The organism is Streptomyces sp. V2I9 (assembly GCF_030817475.1).
GTDB lineage: Bacteria > Actinomycetota > Actinomycetes > Streptomycetales > Streptomycetaceae > Streptomyces.
Window position 1 is genome coordinate 5081498 of record NZ_JAUSZJ010000002.1, and the last position, 17628, is coordinate 5099125.

The window sequence follows — 17628 nt, forward strand, 5'->3', positions numbered from 1 at the left end:
CTCGTCCCCCGCCCGGCTCCCGATGAACTCCCGCGAGCGGCACCGGAACACCCCGGCGGGCGGCGCCTGGCCAGACACCCCCGGTCCGCCGTACGGTGCCGTCATGAGCGAGACCGCCGCCCGCACCGTCAGCCTCGTCGTCGTCGACGACCACCCGGTCGTCCGGGACGGGCTGCGCGGGATGTTCACCGCAGCCCCCGGATTCGAGGTCCTCGGCGAGGCGGCGAACGGCGTGGACGCGCTCGCCGTCGTCGAGCGGCTCGACCCCGACGTCGTCCTGATGGACCTGCGCATGCCCGGCGGCGGGGGAGTGGCGGCCATCGCGGAGCTGACCCGGCGCGGCGCCCGCTCGAAGGTCCTGGTGCTGACCACGTACGACACCGACTCCGACACCCTCCCCGCGGTCGAGGCGGGCGCGACCGGCTACCTGCTGAAGGACGCGCCGCGCGAGGAGCTGTTCGCCGCCGTCCGGGCCGCCGCCGACGGGCACAGCGTCCTGTCGCCCGCCGTCGCCTCCCGGCTGATGACGCGGGTCCGCGCCCCCGCCGCCGATCCCGCAGGGACCATGCTGTCGGCCCGTGAGCGCGAGGTGCTGATCCTGGTGGCGCGGGGCACCACCAACCGGGAGATCGCCGCCGAACTGTTCATCAGCGAGGCCACCGTGAAGACCCACCTCACCCACGTCTTCGCCAAACTGGGCGCCAAGGACCGGGCCGCGGCCGTCGCCGTCGGCTACGACCGCGGCATCCTCGGCTGACGTCCGGCCCCGCCCGCCGCCGGCTGCTCCACCACCCGCAGCAGCAGCACCGAGCGGGCCGGCACCGGCAGTTCCGTACCGCCGTCCACCACCGTGCCGGGGGCCTCGGCCTGCTCCTCCCGCGAGGTGTCCAGGACCAGTTCGTAGGCGCTCGCCCACGGCGTTCCCGGCAGGGTGAGGACCGTCGGCTCCGCACCCGCGTGCAGGACCGCCAGGAAGCTGTCGTCGGTCACCGGCTCGCCTCGCGCGTCCCGCCCCGGAATGTCCCGGCCCGAGAGGTAGAGGCCGAGCGTGGCGGCCGGGGCGTACCAGTCGGCCTCCGTCATCTCCCGGCCGTCCCGTGTGAACCACGCCAGGTCCCGCAGCCCGTCCGGGGCCTGCGCCCGCCCGGAGAAGAACGCGCGCCGCCGCAGCACCGGATGGGTCCGGCGCAGCGTCAGCACCCGTGCCGTCAGCGCGGTCAGCTCCCGCCACTCCGGCTGTTCCAGCAGCGACCAGTCGAGCCAGCCGGTCGCGTTGTCCTGGCAGTAGGCGTTGTTGTTGCCGCCCTGGGTACGGCCCATCTCGTCGCCCGCCACCAGCATCGGCACCCCCGTGGAGAGCAGCAGGGTGGTCAGCAGGTTGCGGAGCTGGCGGCGGCGCAGCGCGTTGACGGCCGGGTCGTCGCTCTCGCCCTCCGCACCGCAGTTCCAGGCCCGGTTGTCGTGCGTCCCGTCGCGGTTGCCCTCCCCGTTGGCCTCGTTGTGCTTGTGCTCGTAGCTGACCAGGTCGCGCAGCGTGAAGCCGTCGTGCGCGGTGACGAAGTTGACCGAGGCGTACGGGCGGCGGCCGCCCCAGGCGTACAGGTCGCTGGAGCCGGTCAGCCGGTAGCCGAGATCCCGTACGTCGGGGAGCGCCCCGCGCCAGAAGTCCCGTACGGCGTCCCGGTAGTGGTCGTTCCACTCGGTCCACAGCGGTGGGAAGGCCCCCACCTGGTAGCCGCCGCTGCCGACGTCCCACGGCTCCGCGATGAGTTTGACCCGGCGCAGCACCGGGTCCTGGGCGATCACCGCGAGGAACGGGGAGAGCATGTCCACGTCGTGCATCGAGCGGGCCAGCGCCGCCGCCAGGTCGAAGCGGAAGCCGTCGACGCCCATCTCGGTGACCCAGTAGCGCAGGGAGTCGGTGATGAGCCGCAGCACCTGGGGCTGCACGACGTGCAGGGTGTTGCCGCAGCCGGTGTAGTCGGCGTAGCGGCGCGGATCGGGCTGGAGGCGGTAGTAGCCCCGGTTGTCGATGCCGCGCAGCGAGAGCATCGGGCCCCGCTCGCCCGCCTCGGCGGTGTGGTTGTAGACGACGTCGAGGATGACCTCGATCCCGGCGTCGTGCAGCGCGCGCACCATCCGCTTGAACTCCCCGACCTGCTGGCCGGCGGTGCCGGAGGCCGAGTAGTCGGCGTGCGGCGCGAAGTAGCCGATGGAGTTGTAGCCCCAGTAGTTGCGCAGCCCGCGCCGCAGCAGATGGTCCTCGTGCGCGAACTGGTGGACCGGCAGCAGCTCAACCGCCGTCACCCCGAGCCGGGTCAGGTGCTCGATCGCGGCCGGGTGCGCGAGGCCCGCGTAGGTGCCGCGCAGCTCGGGCGGGATGTCCGGGTGGAGCCGGGTGAAGCCGCGTACGTGCAGCTCGTAGATGACGGAGTCGGCCCAGGGGGTCTTGGGGCGGCGGTCCTCCACCCAGTCGTCGTCATCGTGGACGACCACCCCCTTGGGGACGTGCGGGGCCGAGTCCCGGTCGTCGCGCACGGTGTCGGCGACCTGCTGGTCCGGCCAGTCCCGGACGTGCCCGTAGACCTCCGGCGGCAGCGTGAAGGTCCCGTCGACCGCACGGGCGTACGGGTCGAGGAGCAGCTTCGCCGCGTTCCAGCGGGCCCCCGTCCACGGGTCCCAGCGGCCGTGCACCCGGTAGCCGTAGCGCTGTCCCGGCCGCACACCGGGGACGAAGCCGTGCCAGATCTCGTGGGTCAGCTCGGTCAGCGGGCACCGCGTCTCGACGCCCCGCTCGTCGAAGAGGCACACCTCCACCGCCTCGGCACCGCCCGCCCACAGCGCGAAATTGGTCCCGGCCACCCCGTCCGGGCCGACCCGGAAGCGGGCCCCCAGCGGCATCGGGGCGCCGGGCCACACGGCGGGCGACCCGCTCGCGGCGCGCCGGGCCCCGGCCCGCTCCGTACGGTGGACCTCCACGATTTCCGCGCGGACGGCGGCCACCGCTTCGTGGGCCGCCACCGGCCGGGCGTCCGCCGCTCCCGAGGCCGCCGCCTCCGCCTTCCGGTCGGGGTCCTGTACTGCCTTCTGCTCGGCTGCGCTCGACACCGTGTAGCCTCCCGCGGCTCGTAGGACGGGCACCGGAGAGGGGGCGCGGCGTCCCGGCCGCGCGTCCCCCCGTCGCAGTAGTCCTCCCCCCTGTTCTGCCCACCAGTGGCCCCGCACTCACGTTTCCCCCGACCGGCCCTGGTCGTTGGGGGAGCGTGAACGACACAGTGAAGAGCGCACGGCCCGGCTCGGCCGCCGTGCTGACATGGGCAGGACTGCTGACCGTGCTGGCCCTCCTGACCGGCTGCACCGACACCCGTGAGGCCCTGCTCAACGGCAAGGCGAGATCCCCCGGCGACGCGATCAGCGTCTTCCCGGAGAACGGCGCGAAGGATGTCGACGAGGAGACCCGGATCGCCGTGAAGGTCCCGGACGGGCGGCTGGAGAGCGTCGAGGTCAGGCGGATCGAGGACGCGCAGCAGCAGACGGTGGCGGGGCGCGTCTCCGGCGACGGGCGCTCCTGGGCATCGGAGCCGGAGGCGGGCCGGCTCGCCCTCGCCGCGAAGTACAGCATCGACGCGGTCGCCGTGGACGGCCGGGGACGCCGCTCCGCCCGGCACTCCACCTTCACCACGCTCGTCCCCGAGCACCGCTTCATCGGCTACTTCAAACCCGAGAACCGCTCCACCGTGGGCACCGGCATGATCGTCTCCTTCTCCTTCAACCGTCCGATCGAGGACCGGGCGGCGGTGGAGAAGGCCATCCGGGTGACGTCCGATCCGGTGGTCGAGGTCGCCGGCCACTGGTTCGGGAAGGACCGGCTCGACTTCCGGCCCAGGACGTACTGGAAGCCCGGAACCGAGGTCACCGTCGACGTCGGCCTGCGGGACGTCGAGGGCGCCGAGGGCGTCTACGGCAGCCAGGACAAGACCGTCGTCTTCACGGTCGGCCGCCACCAGATCTCACGGGTCGACGCGGAGGCCAAGACGATGGAGGTGCGCCGGGACGGCGAACTCGTCGAGACGGTCCCGATCACCGCCGGGGCCCCGAAGACCACCACGTACAACGGCCGGATGGTGGTCACCGAGATGCACGAGGTGACCCGGATGAACGGGGCGACCGTCGGCTTCACGGACAAGGAGGGGAAGGGCGAGTACGACATCAAGGACGTGCCGCACGCGATCCGGCTCACCGAGTCCGGAACCTTCCTGCACGGCAACTACTGGGCCGACGAGTCCGTCTTCGGCGAGGAGAACGTCAGCCACGGCTGCATCGGGCTGCGCGACGCCAAGGGCGGGGACGCCTCCTCGCCCGGCGGCTGGTTCTTCGACCGGACCCTGATCGGCGACGTGGTCGAGGTGGTCAACTCCCCGGACCGGACGGTCGCCCCGGACAACGGACTCAGCGGCTGGAACATGGGCTGGAAGAAGTGGAAGGCGGGCTCCGCCCTGCGCTGAGGCGGTCCTCCGCGCCACGTCCCGCCCCGTGGGGAGGAACCCGCCCCCGGCACCCCGCGCCACCTGCACAGCTCCCCGTGGAACCGCCGGACCGGTTGGGACGGAACGGTGACATTCCGGGGGGAGTTCACCCCGCTTGTCATGTGATTATCTTGCGATGGGCGTGCAGGTGTAGCGCGCGGGGGTGCAGGCCATGGCGGGAGCCGGGCCGTGCGAGGGGAGACGACCACAGTGAACGGGCAGCCGATATCGGGGGCATCGGCCGGGGCGAGCGGGAAGCGGCGCGGCGGGACGGGACTTCTGGCCCTGGTCCTGGGAGCGATGCTGTTGCTGGTGACGGCGTGCGGCGGCAGTGCCGACGCGAAGGACGGGAAGGGCGCCGCGGGCGGTGCGAAGGGGAAGGACACGACCGCCTCGCAGGCGGTGGTGACCATCGCGCCCAAGGACGGGGCGGAGTCCGTGGCGACCAGCGGCGCCCTGAAGATCGGTGCCGAGCAGGGCAAGCTGACCACGGTGAAGGTCGCGGACCCCAAGGGCAACGAGGTCAAGGGCGAGATCTCGGCCGACGGCGCGAGCTGGACGCCCGAGCGGCACCTCGCCTCCGCCACCAAGTACTCGGTCCACGCGGTCGCCAAGGACTCCGAGGGCCGTGAGTCGGCGAAGGACATCACCTTCACCACGCTCGTCCCGGCGAACACCTTCATCGGGCAGTACACGCCCGAGGACGGTTCCACCGTCGGCGTCGGCATGCCGGTCTCCATCAACTTCACGCGGGGCATCACCGACCCGGACGCGGTGGAGCGCGCGATCAAGGTGACGGCCGAGCCGGCCGTCGAGGTCGAGGGCCACTGGTTCGGCAACGACCGCCTCGACTTCCGCCCGGAGAAGTACTGGGCGCCGGGCACCAAGGTGACCGTCGAGCTCAACCTCGACGGCGTCGAAGGCCGGCCGGGCGTCTACGGCAAGCAGGCCAAGACGGTGAAGTTCACCATCGGCCGCAGCCAGGTCTCCACCGTGGACGCGAGCACCAAGCGGATGAAGGTGGTCCGCGACGGCAAGCAGATCAAGGACATCCCGATCTCCGCCGGCGCCCCGGCGACGACCACGTACAACGGTCAGATGGTCATCAGCGAGAAGCTCAAGGTGACCCGCATGAACGGCGACACCGTCGGCTTCGGCGGCGAGTACGACATCAAGGACGTCCCGCACGCCATGCGGCTCTCGACCTCGGGCACCTTCCTGCACGGCAACTACTGGGGCGCGTCCTCGATCTTCGGCACCACCAACACCAGCCACGGCTGCGTCGGTCTGCGCGACGTGCGCGGCGGTTACGACGACCAGACGCCGGCGGCCTGGTTCTACAACAAGTCGCTGATCGGCGACGTGGTCATCGTGAAGAACTCCGAGGACAAGCAGATCCAGCCGGACAACGGCCTCAACGGCTGGAACATGGACTGGGAGGAGTGGAAGAAGTAGACCTCTTCCCCTCCTGAGCGACCCCGGCGGGCCCGGTGCTGTGACCAACGGCACCGGGCCCGCCGTCGTTAGCGGTGGTTAACCTCTTCGTATGACTGTGACTCTCGAAGTGAGCGACGACGGCGTCGGCACCATCCGGCTCGACCGGCCGCCCATGAACGCCCTGGACGTGGCGGTGCAGGACCGGCTGCGGGAGCTGGCCGAGGAGGCGACCCGGCGCGAGGACGTGCGGGCCGTGATCCTCTACGGCGGCGAGAAGGTGTTCGCGGCGGGCGCGGACATCAAGGAGATGCAGGCGATGGACCACACCGCGATGGTGCTCCGGTCCAAGGACCTCCAGGACGCCTTCACCGCCGTCGCCCGCATCCCGAAGCCGGTCGTCGCCGCCGTCACCGGCTACGCGCTCGGCGGCGGCTGCGAACTGACGCTCTGCGCCGACTTCCGGATCGCCGCCGACAACGCCAAGCTCGGCCAGCCGGAGATCCTCCTCGGGCTGATCCCGGGCGCGGGCGGCACGCAGCGGCTGGCCCGGCTGATCGGCCCCTCCCGCGCCAAGGACCTCATCTTCACCGGCCGCATGGTCAAGGCGGAGGAGGCCCTGGCGCTCGGCCTGGTCGACCGGGTGGTCCCGGCGGCCGAGGTCTACGAGCAGGCGTACGCCTGGGCCGCCCGGCTGGCCAAGGGGCCCGCGCTGGCGCTGCGCGCGGCCAAGGAGTCGATCGACGCCGGACTGGAGACGGACATCGACACCGGGCTCACGATCGAACGGAACTGGTTCTCCGGCCTGTTCGCCACCGAGGACCGTGAGCGGGGCATGCGCAGCTTCGTCGAGGAGGGGCCGGGCAAGGCGACCTTCCGCTGATCCGTAGTCGGAACGGGTGCCCCGGTTAGTCGGGTCGGACGGTCTCGCGCGGGGAGTTCATCCGTCAGAGCGGTTTATCCGGGCCTTAAGGCAACCTTAAGGCCCGGAGTCGCCTCCGGCCGCACGGGCCGCGGGGAGCGGCGCATCGCCGCAGCTCAGCCGGGCCGTTCGGGATGATGTTCTGCCGGAGGCATATGCCAAATGCCCTCCTCGGAGGGCCTGTTCGAGGGGTGTGGATTCCCGCGGAACCACCCCGGAGGGCGAAACGTGCGGCCATGATGGTGGGCATGGCGGGCCTGGAGGGTGTGGAGCAGCCGCGACCGCGCAGCAGCGCGACCGCGGCGCGGTGGACGTCGACCATGGATGACGAACAGGGGCTCAAGGCGCTCGAGTTGTTCGGAGATCCGACCGAGGAGGAGGTCCGGCTGCCGTCGCGTCCGGAGTCGGCGGCGACGGCTCGCCGGCTCACCTCCTGTGTCGTGCTCCGCCAGTGGGCCCTGTCGCCGCAGACCGCCGAGTACGCGGTGCTCCTCGTCTCGGAGCTGGTCGGTAACGCCGTGCGTCACACCGGGGCCCGCGTCTTCGGGCTGCGTATGGTGCGCCGCCGCGGCTGGATCCGCGTCGAGGTGCGTGATCCCTCGCGCGGACTGCCGTGTCTGATGCCGGTGCGCGAGATGGACGTCAGCGGCCGGGGCCTCTTCCTGGTCGACAAGCTCTCCGACCGGTGGGGCGTGGACCTGCTGCCACGCGGCAAGACCACCTGGTTCGAGATGCGCATCGCCGACCGCTGACCGCCGCTTCGTCGGTCCGCCGCACGCCTGCGGCCGTCCGCGGGTCCGCCGGGCTTGCGCTGCCGTCGGCCGGTCCGCCGGCTCGGGTGCCCGCTGCCGCTCGCCGGATACGCAGAAGCCCCCGGTCGGCCGTGGTGGGGCGCTGCGGGGGCTTCTGACGGGGGCCGTGAAATGGGGGGTGTGTTCACGGCCGCTCTTGGCGACCTTGCCCGGGTCAATGGAGGTCGTGGCTCCGACTATGGCAGACGGGCGACCTCGGTGCCAAAGCGACTTGTCGGTATATTCCAGGGCCAATCGGGCATTGCCCGTGTGAATCGTAGGTGTGCTCCGTCACGTGCCTGGCATTTCATGCATCACTATGGCACACCTTGAATGATTCATAGATCATTCGATGAACTGCTCAATCGCCGCATTTCGCCCGTTCCGCCTCTACTGTGTCCCCGGAATCGAGGGAAACCGGTGGCAGCCGCAGAGTGCGAGGTGGTCGGGCATGGACGGTTACAGGGGCTCGGTGGGCCGCCGCGGCGCGCTCGGCGCCGGGGCCGGTGCGCTGGCCGCGGCCCTCGTCGCGGGATGCGCCCGTGGCGGGGGACCGGGCGGAGCCGCCGGCCCGGACGCGGCCGCTCCCACGGCTTCCGGCCGCCCGGACCTCCGAGCCCCCGGCCGCCCGGACCCCCGAACCTCCGCCGCCCCGGACCCCCGGCCCTCCGGCCGCTCGGCACCCACCTTCGGCGGGGCCCCGGCCCCCGCTCCGCGCCGCTTCCCCGGACTGCCCGTACGGATCACGCACGGTCCCCGCGACCGGCCGCGGGTCGCCCTCACCTTCGACGGGCGGGGCGACCCGGACCTCGCCCTCGCCGCGCTCGCCCGGTGCGAACGGGCCGGGGCGCGCGTCACCGTGCTCGCCGTGGGGACCTGGCTCGCCCGGCATCCCGGCCTGGCCCGCCGCATCCTCGACGGCGGCCACGAGCTCGGCAACCACACCGAGCACCACCTCGACCTCGCCGCCCTCGACGAGCGCGCCGCGTACGAGGAGATCGCCGCCTGCGCCCGGCGGCTGCGACGGCTCACCGGCTCCGTCGGCGCCTGGTTCCGCCCCTCGCCCACCCCGTACGCCTCCCCGCTCGTCGAGCGGCTCGCGCGGCGGGCCGGCTACCCCCATGTCCTCGGCTGCGACGTGGAATCGCTCGACCACGCGGCCACCCGCGTCGCCGCCGTGACCCGCAAGGTCGCCGGGGAGTTGCGCAACGGATCGGTGGTGGAGCTGAGCCTCGGACGCCCCGTCACCGTCGCCGCGCTGCCGCTGCTCCTCGCCGAGATCGGCCGGCGCGGGCTGCACGCCGTGACGGCCACGGAGCTGATGGACCGACCGGCCGCCGGTGCCGCGCGGGCGGCCCGATAATCTGGTCCCTGACATTCGGCATCACGAAGGGGCGGAACTGTGGCGGACATCGAGTCGGCGCGGACGGTTTTCGAGAAGTTCGACGCGAACGGCGACGGGCTCATCACGGCAGGCGAGTACAAGAGCGCCATGGCCCAGCTGGGCGACCCCTTCGTCACCGAGACGGTGGCGCAGGCGATCATCAACGCCCATGACGGCAACGGCGACGGCCTGCTCACCTTCGACGAGTTCTGGGCCGCGCAGAACAAGGCCTGATCCGGCGGGCGACAGCCCGCGCGGGCCACGGTCCGCACAGGTGACGCCGGGTACGCCCGGAGGCGCCCCCTTCCGGGCGTCTCCGGCCGGACCGTCCGCCGTGCGCGGCTTGCTGTGTCTTTGTCCTCGGGCGAGGATCGGGCCGTGATGTTCTCCGGACCCCCCTCCGAACCGACCGCGCCGACCGGGCCCGGCCTGTTCCCGGCCGCCGCACCGGGACCCGTGGACGAAGCGCCCCCGGCGGGCGGGACACCCGCGGGACCGTCCGGGCCGCCGGCCGCACGCCCCTGGGCCGGTCCGCTGCTGGTCTGCGCCGCGGGCGGCCTCGCGCTCCTCGTGGCCCTGCTCGGCCCCGGCATCGCGGCCAGGGGAACCGGCGAACTGCGGATACCCGGAGCGGGGCCCACCACCGTGCTCCGCGCCGTCCTGTTCGCCGCTCTCGCCCTCCACCTGGGCGAACTCCTCGCCCCGCAGCTCATCCGGCCGGTGCGGGGCCGCCCGCGCACCGCCGTCCGGAGCCGGGCGGTGATCGCCTCGCTCGCCGGGGCCGCCGCCGCGGCCGGGCAGATCGTCCTTCTCGCCGCCGTCAGCGGCCTCGGCATCTCCGAGACCTACGGCACCCGCGAAGGCGGACTGCTCCTCCTCGTCGCCAACGGCCTGGTCCTCGCCGCCCTCTGCGCCGCGAGCAGGCGCCCGGCCCTCGCGCTCGCCCCGCTCGCCCTCGTCATCGGCGCGGAGGCCCTGCGCGCCCACCCGGAGGCGTACAGCCCCGAGATCGGCGCCGCCCTCACCGTCGTCCACCTGACCGCCGCCTCGCTCTGGACCGGCGGGCTGCTGTACGTCCTGCGCACGATGTGGCTCTGGCGCGGCTCGCCCGTCGCGGCCCGCGCGCTGCTCGGCAGGTACGCGCGCCTGGCGATCTGGCTGTACGTCGCCCTCGCCGCCACCGGCACGGCCTCGACACTGCGCCGCCTGCCGCTGGACGTGGTGTTCACCTCCGCCTACGGGCGCACCCTGCTGGTCAAGCTGACACTCATGGCCGTGGTCAGCGTGCTGGCGGTGGCGGCCCGGCGGCGGATGCTCCAGGACACCGACCCGTCCACCGCGCACCGGCTGGCCCGCCGGGAACAGGGGGTGCTGGGACTGGTCGTGGTGGTCTCGGCGATCCTCACCGTGGTCCCGGACCCGCACTGGATCTCGCTGCGGCCCTGAAGCCCTCAGGTACCGCCCCGGTACGGCTTCCAGCCGCGCAACTCGTCGTCGCGCGGGGCCAGGACCAGGGACGGAGCCCCCGGCCCGAAGACCGTCACCGGTGGGGTTCCGCCTCCCCGGTGGGACCCCACCGGGGAGGCGGAACCCCACCGGCCTCCCTCACCTGCCGTCGATGAGCCGCAGCGCGAACTCCGGCGAGAAGTGGCCGGCCTGGACCTGCGGGCCGGTGGACGAGCAGCGGCGGTCGTCTTCGTACCGGCCGTCGGAGTCGCCGGGGTTCTTGATCCACAGGTAGAAGGCGGCGCCGCCCTCACCGATCCGGGCGGGCGATCCCAGCTTGCGCAGCGGCGGGTTGCAGAACCCGACCTCCCCGCTGGTCTCGTCGCCGGGGATGCGGTACGCGCCGTTTCCGTTGCGAGAGGTGTCCACGACCCAGGTCGTGTCCACGCCCAGCCGCTCCTTGACGCGGGCGGCGAGCCGGCGGCCGTAGTCGTTGGAGATGTCGGTGGAGTGGTAGTTGGCCACGTTCAGCGCCACGCCGTCGGCCAGGTAGATGCCGGAGCGGCCCAGCAGGTCGGTCATGTCGTTCAGGCCGATCCCCTTGTCCGCCGGGTCGTCCAGGCGGCGTGCGCCCAGCGTCCAGGTCGCGTTGCCGGCGTCGAGGTACGTCTTGACGTACGGGCCCTGCGCGTCGAGGTGCTGGTTGGCGTACCAGAGCATGTCGAAGCGGGCCTCGCGCTGCTCGGGCGTGAGGCAGTTCTGCTCCACGTCGGCCTGGGCCACCGCGTCCGGCTCCAGGATGACGATCGCCGGCCGCTTGCCGATGCCGGCGATGAAGCCGTCCATCCACTCCTTGTAGCGCTTCGCGTCCTCCGCGCCGCCGCCGGATGCGCCGCCGCAGTCGCGGCCGGGGATGTTGTAGGCGACGAGCGTGGGCACCTGGCCGGCGTCCGCGGCCCAGGTGACGTACTGGTCGACGGCCGCGCGCACATCGGTGTTCCAGCCGCCGAACCACTTGACGGTCATCCGGCCGGCCACCCCGGTGCGGATCTTCTCGCGGTCGAGGGTGCCGACGGGGACGGCGGGGTCAGGGGGTGCGTCCAGCCAATTCTGGGCGTTGGACTTCGGGTCGACGAAGAAGCCCTCGCGCGGCGTCGACGTCGTCAGCGAGACGTTGTCGAAAGTGAAGCTGCGGGGCTCCGTCTGCGCGCCGAGCTGGAAGGTGATCTGGCCGCCCTCGCCGGCCGTCGTGTCGATCGTGGAGCGGAAGGTCCACTGGAAGCGCCTGTTCGTGGCGTCCAGGGTGATTTTCCGGCTCAGGGGGGCGGTGAAGTCCCCGCTGGGCTGCTGGACGGACGCCACGATATCCGCTGGAGCCGAGGAGCGGGCGTCGAAGGAGAGGGTGTACAGCGCGCCCTCGCGCAGCCGGACGCCGTTGCGCCCCAGCATTGCGTGGTAGGGCTCGAGCTTTTCGGTGCCCACGGAGGTCTTCAGCGTGCCGCCCGTGTAGTCGGCGCCGGTGCCCGTGGAGGACCACCAGGTGGTGTTCGGCGGGGCGGTGCTGAAGTCGCCTTCCGGGGTGAGCTCGCCGTAGAGCAGCGGTTCGGGCGCGGCGTGGGCGGTGGAGGCCGGCAGCATCACGGACGCTGCCAGCAGGGGTATCGCGGTGACGGAGTACAGCAGGGATCTCATGCGCACCGGTGTCGGTGTCCTTTGCTCGTGAGGATGGGAGAAACGGGTACAGGCACTTCGGCGTCGCCCCCGCGGGAGACGACGGGGGTTCCTCAGAGGAAGGGGCCCTTGCGGAGCACGGTGTTGCCGCCGCCGTCGTGCCAGTCGATCTCGACACCGTCGATGTAGCCGGAGTTGACGACGGTGTAGGCGGAGCCGGTCACGGAGACGCCGCGTGCGGGGGACGCCTTGCTGCGGCCGTCGTCGTTGCTTCCGGGCGTGACGATCAGGCCGTCCGCGAGTACCTTGGCGGCCGAGTCCTGGACCTTCAGCCCGGCGTACCCGCCGCCGCCCAGGTCGTTGTTGCGCCCGTCCCGGTCCAGTCGGCAGCCGGTGAGCTGGAGGATGGCGCGGGCGTTCTTGGCCACGACCTTGACGCCGTCGAACATGCTGCGGTCGGTGGAGCAGCCGACGAACTGGATGACGCCCTCCCAGCCGTGCAGCATGAAGCCGTCGCCGCCCGACCACTCCGCCCGGCAACTGGTGAACGTGGAGTTGCCCGTGCCGGCGATCCACCAGCCGGTCCCGTTGCAGCCGAGCGCGTACACGTCGTGGAAGACGGAGTCGGTGCAGTTGTTCAACGCGATGCCGTAGCTGCCGGTCCACTGCACGGAGACCCGGTCGAAGTGGAGGCAGAAGGGCGCCTGCGGGCCCTTGGGAACGCTGGTGTTGTAGACGGTGTTGATCCCGATGCCGGTGACCTTGCGGATCTGCACGTCCCGCAGTTGGAGGTGCTGGATCTGGCCGACGGCGCGGATGCCGTCGATCTCCGCCCCGTCGCGCGGGAGGTCGCTGCCGTCGATCGTGAGGTCGAAGACGCGGGGCTCGACGGCCCGGAGTGTGTGGCCGCCCCGCAGTTGGTCGAGGATGAGCACGACGGCCTCGCCGGCGAAGTGCGGCAGGGGCTTCAGGCCGAACGGCGGGTCGGCCACATCGTGTTCGTTCTCGCCGGAGCCGTGCGAGCCCCGCAGGGTCACGTAGGGGCCGATCCGCACGGGCGCGCTCGTACGGTACTGGCCGACCGGGAGGTACACGCTGTTGCCCGGTTCGCAGGCGTCCAGCGCCGCCTGGATCGCGGCCGTGTCATCGGTCCGGCCGTCCCCCTTGGCCCCGTACGTCCTGACGTCGTGCCAGCCCGGCGTGGCCGCCGCGACGGGCTCCGCCGCCGCGGCGTTCGGCGCCATGGTCGCCACCGACACGGCGCCCGCCGTCACCCCGCCGAGAAGAAGTCTTCGTGTGCGGTCCATACCGCCACCCCCTGCTATTCGAACACGTGCTCGGTGTGAGCGGTGATCATCCAATCCGAGACACGGGGGGCGTGTCCACCCCCACCGGCGGCCCATCCGGCTGCGCGAGGGGACGAACCCCGGTGTTCCGGTCCGCGGACCGTCTGGTGCCCGCCCCCGCCCCCGCCCCCGTCCCGGCCTCGGTCCCGCACCGGCCGCATGCGGCCGGTGCGGCCCCTTCCGCGGTGCGGTGGTGCGCGGTTACTTCAGGTGGACCAGTCCGTCCGTGGTCAGGGCCGGGCGGCCCGTCGTGCCGACGACGACGATCTTGACCGTGTGCTGGGAGCTGGAGGACCACGACTGCGTCCAGATCGCCTGCCGGTACTGCGTGGTCGAGGACTTCAGGTCCACCGTGGCGGCCTTCTTCCCGTCGACGTAGACGTATGCCTGCCCCGATGTGGCGGCCCGCGACACCACCCAGGCGACCGACCGGCCGGTGAACGTCCAGGTCAGGCTGGCGCCCTTGGCGCTGCTCGAGTACGACTTGCCGCCCAGGTAGCTGCTGGAGGACCTGGTGGTCCACATCCCGCTCCTCCTGGCGGCGGACTCCTGGAGGATCACCGGGGTGCCGGAGACCGAGGCCGCGGCCGTGTTGCCCGCGCGGTCGTACGCCGTCATCTTCCAGGCGGTGGCCGTGCCGGGCTTCGCGGTGTGCGAGGCGCTGACGGTGGTGGGGCCGTACGTCCTGGCGGCGGGCGCGGTGAGCCGGACCTCCTTGAGGGAGGCGGCGTCGGCGGCCTTCCACTTCAGGGTCAGCGGGACGGCGGTGGCGTTCACCGTGCCGGTGCGCAGGGCGAGGGACGGCTTGGTGGAGAAGACCGGCGCGGTGCGGTCGGCGACGACGGTCGCCACCGGGGACAGGGAGGTCTTCCCCGACTGGTGGGTGGCCCGGACCTGGACGGCGTGCTTGCCCACGGCGAGGGTGGCGGCGGCCGAGGTGACGTCGCCCTTGACGGTGGCCACGGGCTGCCCGCCGACGAGGAGTTCGTAACTCTTCACGAGGGCGGCGGGCGTGGTCGCCTTCCAGCCCACGGTGACCTTCGACTGGGTGTAGTACGTGGAGCCGGAAGCGTTCGCCCCGGTCACCGAGGAGATGGTGAGCCCGGCGACGGGACCGGCGGCCAGCGTCCGGATGGCGGGGAGCTGCTGGTACAGCGAGAGGCCGGGGCACTCGGTGGCGAACCCGTCGCGGTGCCCGGAGATCCGCTGGAAGCCGTACTGCTGCCCGGCGACGAACTGCTTGTGGTCCATGTTGTTGCCGTTGGCCCCGGCGGTGAGCTGGACCGTGCCGGCCGGGTCCGCCTTGTACTGCCCGAGCTTCCACGCGGCGACGCGGGCGACGGCGGTGGTGGCGGCGGTCGCGGCCTTGGTGTCGGTGTACATGCCGATCACGGCGATCCCGGCGGTGTCCCGGTTGAAGCCGTAGGTGTGCGCGCCCATCACGGGCCGGTCCACGCCGCCCTTGCGGCCCTCGAAGACCGTGCCGCACTTGTCGACGATGAAGTTGTAGCCGAGGTCCTTCCAGCCGTTCGACTTCACGTGGTACGTGTGCAGGCCGCGCACGATGGCCGCCGAGTCGGCGCAGGAGTACGCGTTGGTCTGCGCGGTGTGGTGGACGAAGACGGCCTTGACCTGGTCCAGGTAGTCGGGCGCCTCGGTGCTCAGCGACTCGTCCGCCTGCCAGCCGGCGCGGGAGACGATCGGCGGCTGCGGAACGGTGGACGGCGGCCCGGGCGTGGACGTCGGTGCCGGCGTCGGGGAGGCGCTGGGCGTCGTCGGCGACGCGGACGGGGTGGGAGACTCGGTGCTCGGGCCGGGGTCGGGGCTCGGCGGGGCGGGCGACTCGGTGGTCGGGGTGGGTGCCGGCTCCTCCGTGGGCGTCTCTCCCGGCTCCTGGGTGGGCGGGGTGGCCGTCGGTTCCTCGCCGGGCGTCGGCTCCTCGCCGGGGGTCTCGTCGACGGCGAACGCGGCAGGTTCGGCGGCGAGGGGGGCCGGGGCGCCGCCCGGATCCACGGTGTCCAGGCGCAACCCGTCGGGCAGTCCGTTCCGCGCACCGCCGGCGGTGGTCACGCGGACCTCGACGCCGTTGGAGGGGCCGACCCAGCGGGGTTCGGTGGTGCCGCGCACACCGGACCGGCCGGCCTCGGTGCGCCCGTCGATCTCGGTGTCGAGCGGCAGCCAGCCGGTCCACTCACCCGTGGCGGCGGAGCGGGTACGGGCCTCGACCCGGCCCGTCACCTTCGCGGCCGGGTCGGTCCAGGTGACGCCGAGCAGGCTGAACGGCGCGGTGTCGCGGCGCGCGAGCGAGGCGGAGCTGCCGTCGGCGGAGGTCTTCAACGAGGCCCGGTGCACCTCGGACTCGACCGGGGCGGACTTGGAGTCCGCCGCCCGCCCGTCGCGGTCGGCGTCGGAGGCGCCGGTCACGCCCTGGAACACCAGGACACCCGTCACGGCCGCCGTGGTGACGGCGGCCGTGGTCCAGACTCTTCGCTGCACTCGCATACGTGTTTCCCCGGGGACGTCGCTGACTGGAAGGCAGGCCGTTCCGACCGGTCGGTCGCCGACCGGGGGCACGACGTCGCCGTCGGCCCGGCCGGTGGGGCGACCCGGGACATGCTTGCGGTGCACATACTTTCATGAGGCCCGGGGAGCGGTACGGGAGCCCCCGGGCCCTGGCGCGTTGCTGCGGGTGGTGCGAGCCGTGCTGCCGGCAACGCGGGTGCCGCGGACGGCTCAGGCGGCGAAGTGGCGGGACAGGGAGTCCCGTTCGTCCCGCTCCACCAGGTCCGGGCGCGTGTAGCGCTCGGCGCGCGCGTGGTAGTCGAAGTCGCCCCGGACGAGCCCCCGGTAGTCCTGGACGCAGCGCTCCAGAGCCTTCCGGGTCGGGCCCTCGATACCCGCCGCCTCGATTTCCTCGAGCAGTTCCTTTTCCGCCCTGCGCACCCGTTCGGCCACCCGTGCCAGTTGAATTCCGGCCTCGTCGACGGCTTCCTGGAGGGTGCATCCCCGGTCGTGCTGAATCAGCCGCACGGCGTTGTGCTCGTAACCGAGCGCCGCTTCCTTCTCGAAGGAGCAGATGTCGTTGCAGAGCCCCGAATGATCGGTGACCGCGTTCCGCAGGGCGATATAGGCGGGCAGGCTCCGGGCGGAATCCGGGAGGTCGATTCCGGCGGTGATCTCGTGCAGGCAGAGAAAGGGCTGCATGGCGACCGAATCGCGGCGGTGCTTGATGAAGTCGGCCCGGCTGGGCACCTGTCCGGCGGCACGCTCCACGGCCTCGGCGTAGTACGTCCACAGCCAGGCGGCGGTGTCCCGCCGGAACTGCCGGTTCCACTGCGGCGACCGGCCGGTGCAGGTCCGGTCCCGCAGACCGGCCAGGGCCCGCTCCATCGGCCCGTTCGGCGCCGCCCCGTCGAAGACGTCCACCAGGCGGGCGATCGCGGCCTCGCACAGGAGGGGATCGCGTCCGGCCGGGCCGTCGTCGAACTCGTCGTCCACGAGGAAAGCCCAGAAGAGCCATTGACAGAACAGGTCGAGATGTTCCTGGGTGGCCTTCGGGAAGATGAGGGAGATCCACAGCTCCGGGCGGGTGCGGATCATTTTCCGGCGTGCCGGGACGGAAAGGTCCAGACCCTCGGATTCGGCCCATTCCCAGGCGGCCTCACGCGTGGCGGCCAAGCCGGGGTGACAGCCGGCACTCTCGAACGGCATGTGAAACGCGGGTAACGTGATCTGGCTCATTGCTGCCCCTCGTCAAATGAATACGGCGGATGACATCCACGGAGCGTTCCGGGTGTCCGCGCAGGGGACGGGCCCGCCCGGAACGGTTGGCCGGGAGCCCGGAGGCCGGACGGCGGAGCGGCCGTGCGAGGTGGGAGGGCCATTGCTGTCCTCCTCCTTCCTCCGCCGGAAGCCGGGATCGCCGGGGCAGGTCGGCCGGCCGGTGGGCGAACGCGTCACCATGGGTGATGCTCAGTCAACCCCGAGTGGGGGGCCGGAGGGAAGCAGGTGTGACCGAAAATGTTTGATCGTCAATAATTCTCTGATCGGTACTGAGCCATCTGTGTACTCCTGGGGCGATGCTCCGGCGTGTCGTCCGCCCTCCGAG

At 72.2% G+C, this 17628-nt stretch carries 13 protein-coding genes; 8 read left to right on the plus strand and 5 right to left on the minus strand.

Features of this window, described 5'->3' with window-relative positions:
• The first annotated feature begins 103 nt into the window (after window positions 1–103).
• On the plus strand, window positions 104–757 hold the full coding sequence (locus tag QFZ71_RS22405) for a response regulator transcription factor (protein WP_307669957.1): 654 nt from the start codon (window positions 104–106) through the stop codon (window positions 755–757).
• Here the strand turns inward: QFZ71_RS22405 and glgX are convergent.
• Entirely contained in the window at window positions 733–3108 is a 2376-nt protein-coding gene (glgX, locus tag QFZ71_RS22410) for a glycogen debranching protein GlgX (RefSeq protein ID WP_307669958.1), read from the minus strand. The genes QFZ71_RS22405 and glgX overlap by 25 nt on opposite strands.
• A 155-nt stretch (window positions 3109–3263) precedes the next feature.
• Here glgX and QFZ71_RS22415 point away from each other — a divergent pair, with 155 nt between their 5' ends.
• The 7 genes from QFZ71_RS22415 to QFZ71_RS22445 all read left to right on the plus strand — a co-directional run bounded on the left by QFZ71_RS22415 (window position 3264) and on the right by QFZ71_RS22445 (window position 10503).
• Window positions 3264–4505: an Ig-like domain-containing protein gene (locus QFZ71_RS22415; protein WP_307669959.1), complete on the plus strand. Its 1242-nt coding sequence runs from the start codon at window positions 3264–3266 to the stop codon at window positions 4503–4505.
• A gap of 231 nt (window positions 4506–4736) precedes the next feature.
• Window positions 4737–5981, plus strand: coding sequence for an Ig-like domain-containing protein (locus tag QFZ71_RS22420; protein ID WP_307669960.1), 1245 nt, complete (start codon window positions 4737–4739; stop codon window positions 5979–5981).
• A 91-nt stretch (window positions 5982–6072) separates the two neighbouring features.
• Complete coding sequence (locus QFZ71_RS22425) at window positions 6073–6843, plus strand: enoyl-CoA hydratase/isomerase family protein (protein ID WP_307669961.1); 771 nt, start codon at window positions 6073–6075, stop codon at window positions 6841–6843.
• Between the two features lie 275 nt (window positions 6844–7118).
• A complete protein-coding gene (locus QFZ71_RS22430; RefSeq protein WP_307669962.1) occupies window positions 7119–7634 on the plus strand; it encodes an ATP-binding protein in 516 nt (171 codons plus the stop codon).
• A gap of 490 nt (window positions 7635–8124) precedes the next feature.
• Window positions 8125–9036, plus strand: coding sequence for a polysaccharide deacetylase family protein (locus QFZ71_RS22435; protein WP_307669963.1), 912 nt, complete (start codon window positions 8125–8127; stop codon window positions 9034–9036).
• A 39-nt stretch (window positions 9037–9075) separates the two neighbouring features.
• Window positions 9076–9291 (plus strand): EF-hand domain-containing protein, encoded by a 216-nt coding sequence (locus tag QFZ71_RS22440; RefSeq protein WP_307669964.1) that lies wholly within the window; start codon window positions 9076–9078, stop codon window positions 9289–9291.
• Between the two features lie 147 nt (window positions 9292–9438).
• Window positions 9439–10503 (plus strand): CopD family protein, encoded by a 1065-nt coding sequence (locus QFZ71_RS22445; RefSeq protein ID WP_307669965.1) that lies wholly within the window; start codon window positions 9439–9441, stop codon window positions 10501–10503.
• 159 nt (window positions 10504–10662) lie between these two features.
• Here the strand turns inward: QFZ71_RS22445 and QFZ71_RS22450 are convergent, their stop codons facing one another.
• The 4 genes from QFZ71_RS22450 to QFZ71_RS22465 all read right to left on the minus strand — a co-directional run bounded on the left by QFZ71_RS22450 (window position 10663) and on the right by QFZ71_RS22465 (window position 17231).
• Window positions 10663–12195, minus strand: a complete 1533-nt coding sequence (locus tag QFZ71_RS22450) for a glycoside hydrolase family 6 protein (protein WP_307669966.1) — start codon at window positions 12193–12195, stop codon at window positions 10663–10665.
• A gap of 92 nt (window positions 12196–12287) precedes the next feature.
• Window positions 12288–13481, minus strand: coding sequence for a right-handed parallel beta-helix repeat-containing protein (locus QFZ71_RS22455; RefSeq protein ID WP_307669967.1), 1194 nt, complete (start codon window positions 13479–13481; stop codon window positions 12288–12290).
• 240 nt (window positions 13482–13721) lie between these two features.
• Window positions 13722–16022, minus strand: a complete 2301-nt coding sequence (locus QFZ71_RS22460) for an N-acetylmuramoyl-L-alanine amidase (protein WP_307669968.1) — start codon at window positions 16020–16022, stop codon at window positions 13722–13724.
• Between the two features lie 231 nt (window positions 16023–16253).
• Window positions 16254–17231: a terpene synthase family protein gene (locus QFZ71_RS22465; protein ID WP_307669969.1), complete on the minus strand. Its 978-nt coding sequence runs from the start codon at window positions 17229–17231 to the stop codon at window positions 16254–16256.
• Window positions 17232–17628: the final 397 nt, after the last annotated feature.